Raw genomic sequence first — 13,569 nt, forward strand, 5'->3', positions numbered from 1 at the left:
TATCCACTGAAGCAGTCGACACCGTCTATAACCTTTTTTCGAAACTGCTTAGTTTACTTGCCGCCTAGTTTTGGAATAAATGCCGGGACTCGTTCCCGGTAGCGAAAGAATTCATCGCCGAATTCTTCCTCCAGCCCCTTCTCCTCCCGCATGGCCAGCCGATAATAGGTAAACATCAGAATCGGCCACATGATCAGGGTAGTAAATGAGGGCCATTGGATAAGAAAACCGATGGTGATTAGAAACAGCCCGCTGTACTGAGGGTGTCGTATATGCGCATAGAGCCCCTCGGTGACCAGTTGCCCTTCTTTAGCGCCGTGAATCAGCATCCAGCCTTTGAATATCAGATAGCCACCAAAGAAAATGATGCCGTTGCTGATCAAATGCAGGATCATCATGGCCGCGCCGGAATGGGCCAAGCCAAGGAATACCAGTACCAGGTGGCCACTGGGATGGGAGAATGGGTCGAGGACCGGATAGGCGTCCCCAAGCCAGGTTGAAAGAAAATAGATCGTCAAGGGAAAACCGTACATTTCGGTAAACAGGGCCACGAGAAAGCCTAGAAAAGCGCCCATCGAACGCCACTCGATCTTTTTCTTCGGCTTGATGAAACTGACCGTGAAAAACAGGAAAAGCAGAATATTGAAAACAACAACCGGCCACATGCCGTATGCATATCCACCCAACTCGGTTCCGTGCATCACTGCACCTCCTTATCCCGATTTAGTGTTTTTGGGGGGGCAGCCCCAAAATTGTAGATGCCGGCGATAGTGGCACCGGTCAACCAGCCGATAATAAAGATTTCCACGATCCCCACCAGAACCTCCCACAAGGGGATGTCCATTCGGATGATTGGCCGGACGTCCAAGCCGTGCAGCAGGCTGTTGAAAAACAGGATGGTATTTTCTTCTCCAGCCGTCAGCATCACGAACGCACAGCCCAGATACAACAGGGCAAAGGTCGCACCCCAGGCCAAACCAAACTTGCGAATGTTAATGGTCCCCATGGCTTCCTCCCTGGTCGTTGTCTTCGTTTCCGTCGTGCTTGTGCCCCCCTTTGGTCATCATGATCAGGTGCATTCCGAAGCAGATGATGAGGAAGATGAACAGCACCGGACCACTGCCAACTCCGAAGAGCGGCAACAGAAAGATCAGAATAAGCGGCACCACACAGCCAATGATCATCCAAAAGTGATGTTTCATTCCTGTTCTCCTTTCGGCCGTTTTTTTAACTAGAAAGCCTGTTTTGCTTTAGCTTTAAGTTTGTTAACGTCACGAAGAATACCTGCTCCAGCCTTTTATCCCTTACCTGCTCCCAGTCATATAAAACTTATTGTTAATGTCCCCCGTATCCAATCTCCATTTTATCAAACCTGAAAAATTGGCCGCCGTCGCCAGCGGCCCATGGAAGGAGACGGTTTACTGTAATGACTGGGACCGCCCCGAAAGCGGCCCCGGCACGGCTTTACTTAACGACGTGATGGCTATGAAATTGACGCACTTTGCCGTCGGCAAACTTGGTAGCCATTCTAAAATGCCAGACACCCGGCTTATCGAGGTTCACATCCGCCCCGAAATGGCCTTGCATACCCATCATTTTATGGGGACCCGATATCGATTCATCGGGACTGGTGACTTTCACCGCCACCGTGCCGGCCTCAATGGCCTTGCCGGTACCGACATCGTTGAACATCACCATCAAATGGTGGGTGGCCTTATGTCCGGCCGGTAGAACTTTCGGGTCTATAGGCATCAGATGAAACATGCCCTTGACCCCGTCAATTTCCTGTTCGGCGGGCAGAGTCATGATGGCCTTGCCATTCTGCATGCCCTGCATCTGCTGCTTGTCGGTGTGATTCATCTCGCCGGACATTTTGTGGTCCGCATGGCCTTCCATGGCCAGTGCTGACGTGGCGAGCAGAGCACCGCTTACGATCAGGGTGATCATCAATCCGAGTTTACCTTGTTTCATTGTTTCCTCCGTAGGATGGTGTATTTGCCTGCCTGCATTGCGACAGGGTTGAGGTTAATCTTCCAGTTCTCCCGAGGCAGTCGCCTCCGAGCTGGGGTCCAAACTGCGGGCCCGCCAGATGAAGAAAACGACCGGATAGACCAGCATTTCCAACACCAATGAGGTGACCGAACCACCAACCATCGGTGCGGCAATGCGCTTCATTACGTCAGCCCCTGCTCCGGTACTCCACATGATGGGAAAAAGGCCGGCAATAATGGTGATAACAGTCATCACCTTGGGGCGGATACGCTTGACAGCACCGTGATGGATAGCCTGGGCCAAGTCGCCGCAAGTGCGCATGCGCCCCTTTTCCGTCCAGTTCTTGTGAGCAATATCGAGGTACAGCAGCATCACCACCCCGGTTTCGGCGTCGAGCCCGGCCAGGGCGATGAGGCCGACCCACACACCGATGGACATGTTGTAGCCGAGCAGGTAGAGCAACCAGAAGGCGCCCACCAGAGAGAAAGGCACAGCCAAAAACACGATGCCGGTTTTGATCGCCGACTTGGTACTCAGGTAAATCAGCACGAAGATCACCACCACTGTCAGCGGAATGATCAGCAGCAGACGCTCCCGGGTGGACTCGATGTACTCATACTGACCGCTCCAGACAAGGTTGTAGCCTTCCGGCAGCGTGATATTCTCCGCCACGGCCTTGCGGGCATTCTTCACGTAGGTCCCGACGTCGATCCCCTTGAGGTCGACAAAAACCCAGGCGGTGCGCCGAGCGTTCTCGCTCTTGATGGCCCCCGGACCCTTCCGGATGCGGATATCGGCAATCTGACCGATGGGTATGTGCTTGCCCTCGGCAATGGGGATCAGTACCCGTTTCAGGGCCGGCAGATCATTACGGTAGTCCTGCAGGTAGCGGACGTTGACCGGATAGCGCTCCAGCCCCTCGACGGCCTGGGTCACGTTCATGCCGCCGATAGCACTCTGGATAATGTCCTGCACGTCACCGACGGTGAGGCCGTAGCGGGCCACCTGGTCGCGGTCAATGATAAAGTCGAGGTAGTTGCCTCCCACCACCCGCTCGGAAAAGGCGCTCAGAGTCCCTGGCAAGGTTTGCACCAGAGCTTCGACCTGTTCGCCGAGATCGCTCAGAGTCTGCAAGTCCGGCCCCATGATCTTGATGCCGACAGGCGTCTTGATCCCGGTGGAGAGCATGTCGATACGGGTCTTGATGGGCATGGTCCAGGCGTTCGTCAATCCCGGAAACTGAATAGCGGCGTTGAGCTCCTCGGTCAATTGCTCGACGCTGATCCGTTTCTCTTCCGGCCAGACCCAGCGCAACGGCACCTTCATCGGCTTGGTCCAGTCGGGCCAGTCGCTATAGAAACGTGCTGTATAGATCTCGCGCCACTCGTCCTCAGGCTTGAGCATGATAGTGGTTTCGATCATCGACAGGGGAGCCGGATCGGTGGCTGTTTCGGCGCGACCGATTTTGCCGAAGACGTGATGAACCTCTGGAAACTGGCGAATGATGCGGTCGGTCTGCTGCAGCAGTTCCCGGGCCTTGGTGATGGAGATCCCCGGCAGGGTGGTTGGCATATAAAGAAGATCCCCCTCATACAGGGGCGGCATGAATTCGGTGCCCATGCGGGACAGCGGATAAGCGGCCGAGAGGACCAGCAGCAGGGCCACCAGCAGGGTTGTCTTGCGCCAGCGCAATACAAAGTTGACCACCGGGTGGTAAAGGCGAATCAGAAGCCGGCTGATGGGATTGCGATCCTCGCTGTGAATCTTGCCGCGAATGAACCAGACCATCAATACCGGAACCAGGGTGACGGCCAGTATCGCCGCCGCGGCCATGGAATAGGTCTTGGTGAAAGCCAGCGGCTTGAACAACCGCCCTGCCTGCTCCTGCAGGGTGAACACCGGCGCGAAGGACACGGTGATAACCAGCAGGGCGAAGAAGATGGTCGGGCCGACCTCCTTGGCCGCCGTGACGATGGCCTGGGTACGCGTTCTCCCCCCCTCGCCCTTCTCCAAGTGTTTGTGGGCGTTCTCCACCATAATGATGGCAGAGTCGACCATGGTGCCGATGGCAATGGCGATACCGCCCAGGCTCATGATGTTGACGTTAATCCCCTGGGCGAACATGATGATAAAGGCCATCAGGATCGCCACCGGCAGAGCGAGAATAACCACCGCCGCACTCGGCAGATGGAACAGGAAGAGGATAATCACCAGGGCGACGACTATGCTTTCCTCCAGTAGCTTCTCCTGCAGGTTAGATACGGAGCGCTGAATTAGGCCTGAGCGGTCGTAGACCGGGACGATCTCCACCCCTTCGGGAAGCCCGGCTTTGAGTTCCTGTAACTTGTCCTTAACGTTGTCGATGGTTTTCAGGGCATTTTCGCCGAAACGCATGACAATGATCCCGCCCACCGTCTCGCCCTCGCCGTTGAGTTCCGCCAGACCACGGCGCAACTCCGGCCCGATGCGCACCTGGGCGAGATCCCGCAACAGAATCGGCGTGCCCCGGCGGTCGGTGCCCACCGCTACCTTTTCCAGATCGGCCACCGACTGAATGTAGCCGGGGCTGCGCACCATGAATTCGGTCTCGGCCATCTCCACAAGACGACCGCCGACATCGTTGTTGCTACGCTTAATAGCCTTTTTGATCTGCGGAATGGTGATGTGATACGCTAGCAGCCGGTCGGGGTCGACCGCCACCTGATACTGCTTGACGTAACCGCCGATGCTGGCCACCTCGGATACCCCCTCCACGGCGGTCAACTCATAACGCAGAAACCAGTCCTGTATGGACCGCAATTGCTGCAGGTCGTGGCGGTCACTTTGCAGTGCGTACTCGTAGACCCAGCCTACCCCGGTGGCATCGGGACCAAGACTCGGCGTCACCCCCTGCGGCAATCGGCCTGCCGCGTAGTTGAGATATTCGAGCACCCGGGAGCGGGCCCAATACAGGTCGGTGCCGTCCTCGAAGATGATGTAAACGAAGGAATAACCAAAAAACGAGTAGCCTCGCACCACTTTGGCTCCGGGCACGGCGAGCATCTGCGTGGTGAGCGGATAGGTAACCTGGTCTTCCACCACCTGCGGCGCCTGGCCCGGATACTCGGTAAAAACAATGACCTGCACATCCGAAAGGTCGGGAATGGCGTCGATGGGGATATTCTTCAGGGAATAGACCCCGCCCACCATTAGAAAGGCGGTCGCCAGAATCACCATGAATTTATTGCGAACGGACCATTCGATTATTTTTTCAAGCATAAATTTATCCCATCATTGGTCACTGGTCATTAGTCATTGAGTTAAAAGCAAAAAGCCCGATCATCTGTATTAAACAAATGACCAATGACAAATGACAATTTCACATTATTCAAACAACGCTTCAAGATCCTCTTCCGGCGTCTCATGCCCGGCGTGCTCATCGGCTGAATCCGTCTCGGCCTCCTTCGGCTCCAGCATCTTCTGAATCGCTTCACGCAATTTGCTTTCCGAATCGAACAGGAACTGCGCACTGGTAACCACCTTCTCACTGTCCAGAAGCCCCTGAGTAATTTCTATGTACCCATCCTGGTCCTGTACACCGGTCTTCACCTCACGAGGTTCGAACTTGCCGCCTCCCAAGGCGACGAACACCGTCTGCTTCTCCCCGGAATTGAGAACCGCTTCGCCTGGTACGGCCAGCGCGTCCTGAACCTTTTGCGCCTGGATTCGCACATTGACATACATATCGGGTTTGAGCTCAAGACCAGGATTGTCGAACTCCAGTCGCGCCTTGACCGTACGGGTCTTGGGTTCGACGTAGGGATAGATAGTGCTTATTTCGGCAGTGAGGGACTTGTCGCCGACATAAGGCAGCAGTACTTCTGCCTGCTGCCCAACTTTGATCCAGGGCAGTTCGTATTCGTAGATATCGGCATAAATCCAGACCTTGGAGATATCGCCAATCTGGAACAGTTCCTGGCCGGCCTTGATGTGCTGGCCGGGCATGGCCATCTTCATGGTCACCACTCCCTTGTAGGGCGCATAAAGGGTCAATGTCTTGCGCACCTTGCCAGTCTTTTCCAATTGCCGGATCTGCCATGAGCTGATGTCCCAGTAACGCAGGCGCTGCCGGGCCGCTTCCGCCAGCCGGGCGCCGCCGGCGGCAATTTCGGCAAAGGAGCTGTCTTTAAGAGCAGACCGGTTGCGCAGGGCCAGTAGGTACTCCTGCTGGGCCGCTACCAGTTTTGGGCTGTAGATTTCCAGCAGCGGCTGGCCCTTTTTCACAATCTGTCCGGTCTCGGCGACGTGCAGTTTTTCGATCCAGCCGTCCACCTTGGCGTTGATTGAGGTCACATTCGGTTCGTCGTAGTCGACGGTGCCGACGGTGCGAATAAGCCGATGCAGATCGCGTCGTTCTACCGATGCGGTGCGTACCCCCATGTTCTGGGCGGTGACCGGATCAATAGCGATGGTCGCGCCGGAAGGAGCCTCATCCTCGTAGACCGGCACGAGGTCCATGCCCATGGGCGACTTGCCCGGTTCATCGCGGATGTAAGTGGGGTCCATTGGAGCCGCCCAGTACTTGATTTTACGCTCCCCTTTGCTTTCCTTGCCCTGGGGTAACTCGGCCGCTTCAGCCTGTCCAATAGTTCCGGACTTCACCGGGGTCAATGCCATGGCGCAAATAGGACAATCGCCCGGCTCGTCGGTGATGACCATCGGGTGCATGCCACAGGTATACTGCTGTTTCGCTGATTTCATCTCACTGTCATCGTGACCAGTATGTTCCGAAACAGATCCGACCTTGTGCCAGGCATACCAGCCCCCGCCAAATGCCAGGGGCAGAAAGAGCAGAATGATTATCAGTAACCGTTTTTTTGAAGGTTTCATATCATTGATCCAATTTCTAAGGAGTTCATCAGCAACTACCTAATTTTAAATACCTATCTAAGGCCGCACTCAAGAGGTCCTAGTGCCGAGACCTTTGAGGGCAGCAGGACTATTCTGGTTTTAGCTTCGTTTGGAACGCGGGATCGAGATACTGCCCCACCGCCGCTTCAAGCTTAGCGAGGCTACGTCCATAGTCGGCTAGAGCACGATGGTAATTGATCTGGTAACGATACGAGGTCATCAGGCTATCGAGCAGGTTGAGAAAATCGACATCGCCGACCTGGTAAGCGGACAGGCTCGCCTCGAAACTTTGCTCAGCCTGAGGGATTATCCCGGTCTTGAACAATTCCACCAAGTCGCGGTTCTTTTCCATCTGCGCGTACTGATCGGAAATGTCGAAATCGACCCGGTTACGGAAATCCTCGAACTGCCTACGCGCCATGCGCATCCCAGAATCAGCTTCGGCCACCGCCTCCCTCCGCTTACCTTGCCAAAGAGGAAGGTTGATGCTGACACCAGCGCTAACAAAGTCGCTGCCCTCCACCGGGTCTCCCGGCACATCTTCCCGCTGACGGTATCCCGCAAAGACGTTGAAGTCTGGATAGTAATCAAGCTTCTTCAGCCTGCGCTGCGCTTGGTAGCGATCGATTACCGCCTGATATGCTCCGAACAGAGGGCGTTGAGATCGTGACAATTCGATCAACTGCTGCAGACTCGCATCGACCGGCGGCAGCGTAAGGTTCTTAGGCGCATCCATCGGTGTTGCAACAGGACGGTTCAACAGTCGGTTAAGATCAGCCAAGGCGGTGATCCGCTGCTGCTCCAAGTTGAAAAGCTTGTCCTGAAGTTTCGAACGTTCAACCTGGGCTTTAAGCACATCCTGCTGATGTCCGGTACCGACTTCATAGCGAGTTTCGGTCAGACGAATAAAGTCCTGCAGGATGGCGATATTCTCGCTGGTTATGGCGATGGCCTGATCCTGAAAATATACCAGATACCAGGCATCCTTGACTCGCTGTACCAGTTGCCCTTTGGCATCTTCATAGACGCCTCGGAACCACAACGCCTGTTGCTTGGCCATATCTTCTTTGGCGCCCAGTTTGCCGGGAAAAGGAAACATCTGGGACAACTGAATCTCCTTCCCGGTCATGGGTGTTTCGTCGCCGGAAAAACTGTCGACAGGATAGTTCGACAGTGCAAAGCTCAGCCGTGGATCATCCAAGCTGCGGGCTGGGATCACCTTGTGTTCAGCCATTCTCCACCGCGATTCGGCGGCCTGCAGGTCTGGGTTGTTGGCCAGCGCCTCTTCTACCAGAGTCATAAGTTGTATCTGCTCGTTTTTCGTGTTTGCCGTCAGTGTTGAAGCCTTTTGCTGTGCCATTGCTGGGGAAACACTACCCAATGACAGAAACCCAACCAATAGGCCCACAGCCAACAAATTATGGGATGTCATAGCTACCCTCCGGAGAAAGAAAATTTTAATCTGCTCCGTTAAACTATAGCTTTAATTTCGTATATCTCTATACACGCTTGATTAATCTGACTACCGATGTATTGGAGCACCGAAATAAATCCCCAAGACGTCATCTAGCAGCCCAACTGCAAGTATCAAGAGACGAATGTTGTCGAGCGGTATTAATTCTCCGCACCAACAGGTTTGCTATGTTTGATTGAAAGTTACGGAATCCTGATCTAGCCGGATGTCAGACATGAGAACGCTATTGTCCGACAACAACAAGAGAATCTAGAGCCTGAAAGGCTCAGGAGGGATCAAATTAGAAAGGAACAGGTGGTTAGGAAGACAGGTGCTCCTCCACCGGGCGAATAAAGAGACACCCGAACAGAGGAGATTTGGTGGATTGACGCCGTGAGACGCAACGATGGAATAGTGGAAATGTCGACACCCACCAGAGAGGCGGCATCGATTTCAATCTTGTGGCTTAAAGAAGCCGGTTGCTGGACGACTGGAGCCGTTTGGATCTGGCAGCGATGAGTCAACTGCTCGACACCGTCGGCCGTCAAGCGATCGTTTTCCGCCCCTTGGCAGCAGGACATCCTGACAACGCTTTTCTCCGTTTCACAGCGGTGGATTACCGCCCCAAACACCCCGACCGGCAAGAACATCGCCAGCAGGAGGATGGATGTAAAAAAGCGCAGCAACATGTGATTAATCCTGAGAAGAGGTAAACACAATAACCCTAGCTATCCGATCAAGAACAATAGCGGGTCTCTTAGAAAAACCCTAGCACCACGATCCACTCCTGTCAAATAGTTTCAACGCCAATCGTGGGTTTTCCAAAATCGAACAGGCAACAAGGAGAAAAGCGGCACTATCTCCCTAGAATAGAATGGCACACAACCTTTTTTTAGCAGAATTCTTTAAAGTAGCGACATGGATCGATTTAAGTCTATATAATCTCCACCTTTTGCTCAGAAATATTGATGGACCAATCGTACACACCGGCCTTGGCATCGAAGCCGTAGATAGATATGGGTGGGTGGGTTGATGCCGTATATGATTGCCCAAGCCGAAAGACAAATGATGCTTGAGCTGCTACGAATAAATGGACCTGTTTTAAACCAAGATACTCACTACGAATTCCAGCAAGGCAATTGTAAAATTGAGTAGAGCAGAGAATCTGATCTTTTTCACTGTTTAGAGAGTCTCTTGACGCACCATTTGGGTGGCGAAGCCATAAAATTGGGATGTTTTTGCCTATTGTGCTGTGGATGGATTGCTCTGAAATTTCTACGCTCAAAGGTATAGCAATAGCGATTTCTTCTAATGCCTCAGAGGCAGGTCTTTCTTCCTTGAGCTTGATATTGTGCGGTTTTGCTCCAAGGTCGTGCCATATTCCGTAATCTCGATCCCAGTCGAGTATGTATTTAACATGTTGCCTATTGGTCAGAAGGTGGCCGGTGTAAAACAAAAATGGAATCGGCGCCATGCCTGCGTAGGCAAGAGAGGTACATTCGTTTTTATGGTTAATGTCTTGTTGAATGCGATCACTGACCGATTCGATCTTTCTCATGACTTCTTTTTTTTCAGCAAGGTATGGTATTTGAATCTCCCTGATCTCGCCGCGTTTACATACACCGGGAAGAGAAGCTTTTGGATTTCCTAGATCCATGCCAGGCATCCCTTTATGTACAACGAGGAAGCACCCAACAGTGGTTGAAGATTTTAGGATTCTCCAAATTCCTAGAGTAAGTCCCACAGCAATAAGCAGCAGACCAACAAAAGTCGGCTGAGAAGGACCTATCTCGATGCTTGCGGGGATGCCACGATATTTAATGCTTATAATTATCGCCCATCCCACGCCCCCGGCTAAAAGTGTGACACCCAAGCGTAGACACACTTTAGCAAAGGCAAATACGGGGTCAGTGAACTTATATTTGCACCATTTATCCCACATGTCCCAAATAAGATTTATCAACCAATCACTCCCTCAAAGCTACATGTTGAAAAGGTTTGACGGGAAAACTTTCGTTTAAGTCCTCGCCAGACCACTATCTGTTCCTGCCCTACAATTACGAAATAGACTGGAACCCCAGGCAATACACATTTTTTTAGGACATTGCGCCAATCCCCGTAGTCAGTGGATGATGGAGAAGGAATAGGTTCTGGATGGGTATGCCAAGTAGCAAGTAATTGCCCAGTTTGGTGGGTGGCTTTCCAACGATTTTTTAGCCAGTCGATATGACCATAATTACGAAAAAAGGATGATCGCGTTTGAAAGTCTTCCCTCATAGGAGTGGATATTTCGTCGGCGACAGAAGTTTGAGTACCTGATATGCGTCGGCCAATTATAAATCCTCCCGATTCCATCATTTCTCGATTGAGTTGCCTAAACGAGAGCAATTCAGTGTATAAATTTTCTGGTATAGCGAGGCTATAACCTTCACAAGACCAGACGTGCTCTTTATATGTGTCTGTTGGTTCTTTAGTTTCTACAGATTGGGCAACCAGTATTCGTTTTCTCATCCCACCATAAATCCTTTTCCGGAAAGCCACTGTCATACACAGGTGAACGATTGATTTCATTATGTATTGCTTGCTTTTTGTCCCCACGCCAAAACTCGTAAAAGCTTTTTTCTTTACTTGTTAGCGCGGTCTCGATCGTCCTTGTTGCTAGGAGAGCTGTCTGCCTAGAATCATTTGCACTGAAAGGAGAAAAGGACCCTCCGCAACCAGTAAGGTTTTTGGATACTTTTTGATTAGGAGTGATGAAAGAAACTTGTGGGTGTATGAGTTGACTGCCGCCCTCGAAATATAAACAATTAAGGCATCCATGTTGCCCTGTTTGGTGTAAAACGACATGTCCACCAAGGCCAAGTGGCTCATTCCATACTGACATTATCTTTTGTCCTAGCGAAGAATTCCTTATGAAGGTCTTTAACAGTTGCCTTTCGAAGGCATGATTTCCCGTTGCTAGGATGATGAGGTCATGTTGCTGGATATTCTCAGGGGTCGCCCACTTTGCACCATTGTCGCTGCTTGCTTTAAGTGACAAATCGAGGAACGCTGATTCAAGAAACATTTTAAGGCCAGCAGCTTTTCCTCCTCCAATAAAGTATTTTGGAAGGACGTGCCTGTACAAATTATCAGCGGAATAAATGTCAGGATCAACAAGTGTCAGGTTGTCAAATCCGCTTTGAACGAGCATTTGCGAGATCATGCTGCCGATGGATCCACAACCAATCATAGCAACTCGTTGAGATTTAATGGCGGCGTGGATAGTTAGGGAGGCTCGTTTTTGTAAGTAGTCCTTGTGGAATCTAGAAACGGGGATGTGATGAACTCTGTAGCTTGCTCCATCCTTATTAACAAGAATGCCAAATGCACCACGTTCACCCTTTTCGCGCGGAAAAGAAAAAATATATCTCTGCCATGGCTTGTTAACAAATTTCTCTAGTTCAGGGAGCTCAGGCAGAAAGCTGTTTACTAATTTCAGTAGGTCATTAAATGACCAGTATTCCCCTGGCAGAGGTGGGTCAATGTGTTGATCTCTAAGGGGTAAATAGTATCCTCGGACACCGTGTGCTGGTGATTTTTTTTCAGTGGTTCTCTTCCAATCTTTTTCGCTCACACCCCAGCACTGATTTCGCTCTGAGTACCATTTATATTTATGCGAAGTTTTCGACTCGCAATATGCCCATAATTTATGCGGTGTTTCTTCTAGAGGGAAATAACATTGGTAGTTAGTACTGGGTTTGATTTTTATAATTCCATCCATATAACCTTCAAGTTCAGAGAAAAATTCAGTGAGGTTGCCACTAGATCCATCATCAAGAACTTTTATCGCCATCTGGAGTGATTTTAGAAGTACAGATTCTAAGTCTTCATCAGTAAAAAAAAGTCCTTCCCCGTCGTTATAACAAACTACCCGGTACCAAGCTACATGTGGGCGATGCTTGTCGCAATGTCTATCATCTAGATAAATTTGAGGTAGCTTTCCAGTGTCAAGCCAACGTGCACTAAGAGACCATACGTTTCTCTGTCCCTTAAAGTTGAAACTGAAATGCTCCTGCTGTTGAGGGATAGGTTTGATGTCCCATGCACCAACAGCTTCAAGAAGCTCTGCTAGAGGTACGGGTTGGTTCACGCATTGGCCCCCGTAGTTCCGATAGCCGTTGCAGCTTTTTGTGCGGTGTCTTCTTTGGGCAGGACATCAAAGTCATCACCAAATTGATTTTTTAGCTTTTTGGAAGCTTCGTGTGGGCAGATGAAATCAATAGATTGCTGTAGGGCTTCTTTGAGGTTATTTAGCTTAGAAATATATGTTTCCATTTGGTTTTCAGTCATTAGCTCATTTAGGTCAGAATTGGGATAAACAATGAGATAACTATAAACTCTGTCGTTAATAACGTTGTTTAGGATATCTGTAACCAGATTAAGAAATGCCTGCTGATCATTTGGTTTTGTTCCGGAGCCTGGAATTGTCTCTTGCACCGGTTGAAACCTTTCATAGACTTCACATGTAAGAGAGATACTTATAGGCTTGTTCAATGCTTGCTTGTCGCGCCAGCGTTTAAACATGCGAATAACCCTCCGCATTTGATGGCGAGATTCGGTGTTGTCTTCACCTGGAAACCGATTGTTGATTTTTTCAATCAATCCCTTGGGGTCATTGGTTTCCCACTTTTTTTCTGTAGGAGCAGAGTTCAGTTTCCCCTTGGCTAAATCTAGAAGTCCATCAATGCTATTCGAAGTCATATAGCAGGCAAGATCTACGTGATATCCGCTCTCACTATTGGTTGCAGCATAGGACACTGTAACGCAGGGGCGTTTGACTTTAACTGTGCGGGCTGGATGGTTCAGAGCTTTTAATACCCTCTTTTTTAGCTCTACAGGGTCATCAATATAAGCCTGGTGTTTCTCGGCGTTCAAATCGAAAACTAAACCCACGTCGATATCGAACTCATCCTGGTCCTGTTTGAAGGGCTTTACGCCAGTGTGCATAGCGTAGCTTCCTTGATTAAATTCTTTAAAATACAGCTTTGGGTCATCTTCATCAGAGTTTAAATTATCCCGAAGATTTTTGATTAGAAGGTCGCGCTTGTCCTTTAGCCGTTCGTTTTTTTCAAAACCCTTGAGCCTAATCTTGTCGTGAAAATTGTTCATTTGCTTTTGAAGATTAGCCATTAATTTCCTCCATGGCGAAATTTACGCCTCCATTGACGCGTTAGTAATTCTTGTCGAGTATC

Annotated in this window: 12 protein-coding genes; all 12 read right to left on the reverse strand. The window is 50.7% G+C overall.

What is annotated here, in order from left to right:
• Positions 1 to 53: 53 nt before the first annotated feature.
• The gene (locus tag A7E78_RS04705; RefSeq protein WP_072283147.1) at positions 54 to 701 is read right to left on the reverse strand and encodes a methyltransferase family protein; all 648 of its coding nucleotides are present in this window, start codon (positions 699 to 701) and stop codon (positions 54 to 56) included.
• Positions 701 to 1,006, reverse strand: coding sequence for a DUF5676 family membrane protein (locus A7E78_RS04710; protein WP_072283148.1), 306 nt, complete (start codon positions 1,004 to 1,006; stop codon positions 701 to 703). Before A7E78_RS04710 ends, A7E78_RS04705 begins: the two co-directional genes overlap by 1 nt.
• Positions 993 to 1,202, reverse strand: coding sequence for a hypothetical protein (locus tag A7E78_RS04715; protein WP_072283149.1), 210 nt, complete (start codon positions 1,200 to 1,202; stop codon positions 993 to 995). The genes A7E78_RS04710 and A7E78_RS04715 overlap by 14 nt, the downstream gene beginning before the upstream one ends.
• Before the next feature lie 262 nt (positions 1,203 to 1,464).
• Complete coding sequence (locus A7E78_RS04720) at positions 1,465 to 1,971, reverse strand: hypothetical protein (protein ID WP_072283150.1); 507 nt, start codon at positions 1,969 to 1,971, stop codon at positions 1,465 to 1,467.
• Positions 1,972 to 2,025: 54 nt separating this feature from the next.
• Positions 2,026 to 5,250 carry an efflux RND transporter permease subunit gene (locus A7E78_RS04725; RefSeq protein ID WP_072283151.1) on the reverse strand — a complete coding sequence of 1,075 codons (3,225 nt, stop codon included), beginning with the start codon at positions 5,248 to 5,250 and terminating at the stop codon, positions 2,026 to 2,028.
• A 105-nt stretch (positions 5,251 to 5,355) separates the two neighbouring features.
• A complete protein-coding gene (locus A7E78_RS04730; protein WP_072283152.1) occupies positions 5,356 to 6,861 on the reverse strand; it encodes an efflux RND transporter periplasmic adaptor subunit in 1,506 nt (501 codons plus the stop codon).
• Between the two features lie 109 nt (positions 6,862 to 6,970).
• A complete protein-coding gene (locus tag A7E78_RS04735) occupies positions 6,971 to 8,182 on the reverse strand; it encodes a TolC family protein (protein WP_158516072.1) in 1,212 nt (403 codons plus the stop codon).
• 449 nt (positions 8,183 to 8,631) lie between these two features.
• Complete coding sequence (locus tag A7E78_RS04740) at positions 8,632 to 9,024, reverse strand: hypothetical protein (protein ID WP_072283154.1); 393 nt, start codon at positions 9,022 to 9,024, stop codon at positions 8,632 to 8,634.
• A gap of 245 nt (positions 9,025 to 9,269) precedes the next feature.
• On the reverse strand, positions 9,270 to 10,298 hold the full coding sequence (locus tag A7E78_RS04745) for an SAVED domain-containing protein (protein ID WP_072283155.1): 1,029 nt from the start codon (positions 10,296 to 10,298) through the stop codon (positions 9,270 to 9,272).
• The gene (locus tag A7E78_RS04750) at positions 10,295 to 10,846 is read right to left on the reverse strand and encodes a Mov34/MPN/PAD-1 family protein (protein WP_072283156.1); all 552 of its coding nucleotides are present in this window, start codon (positions 10,844 to 10,846) and stop codon (positions 10,295 to 10,297) included. Before A7E78_RS04750 ends, A7E78_RS04745 begins: the two co-directional genes overlap by 4 nt.
• Entirely contained in the window at positions 10,806 to 12,467 is a 1,662-nt protein-coding gene (locus A7E78_RS04755; RefSeq protein ID WP_072283157.1) for a ThiF family adenylyltransferase, read from the reverse strand. The genes A7E78_RS04750 and A7E78_RS04755 overlap by 41 nt, the downstream gene beginning before the upstream one ends.
• Positions 12,464 to 13,507, reverse strand: coding sequence for a nucleotidyltransferase domain-containing protein (locus A7E78_RS04760; protein ID WP_072283158.1), 1,044 nt, complete (start codon positions 13,505 to 13,507; stop codon positions 12,464 to 12,466). Before A7E78_RS04760 ends, A7E78_RS04755 begins: the two co-directional genes overlap by 4 nt.
• Between the last annotated feature and the right edge of the window lie 62 nt (positions 13,508 to 13,569).

The organism is Syntrophotalea acetylenivorans (assembly GCF_001887775.1).
Lineage (GTDB): Bacteria > Desulfobacterota > Desulfuromonadia > Desulfuromonadales > Syntrophotaleaceae > Syntrophotalea_A > Syntrophotalea_A acetylenivorans.